At 36.2% G+C, this 298-nt stretch carries 1 protein-coding gene; it reads left to right on the forward strand.

Going from position 1 to position 298, the window contains the following annotated elements:
- The coding region (locus tag OD355_RS13855) for a hypothetical protein (protein ID WP_263039091.1) at positions 1-193 on the forward strand (193 nt) is incomplete at its 5' end.
- Positions 194-298: the final 105 nt, after the last annotated feature.

Raw genomic sequence — 298 nt, forward strand, 5'->3', positions numbered from 1 at the left:
TATCCCGGAATATATGGAAGATTTTGGTTCGTATAACTTTAAAATAAAATGGGCTACTCCACTAAATAGAAGAATATCAGGTCCCATATATGATAGTGGCCAATATCGCGGTCAATGGAGAGCCGAAGCTGCCCAATATTATGGTACCGGTATTGTTGCCGATATAGTTGTCGATTGGCGGTATAATAATTAGATATTAATGAAAAAAATACTTATCATTCTCATGGTTTTATTTATCACCAAAGGGATAAATGCCAAAACAGGCGTGCCGGATACACTGGCTTATTTGAATCAAATT

The sequence above is a fragment of the Haoranjiania flava genome (assembly GCF_025631005.1).
Classification (GTDB): Bacteria; Bacteroidota; Bacteroidia; order Chitinophagales; family Chitinophagaceae; genus Haoranjiania; species Haoranjiania flava.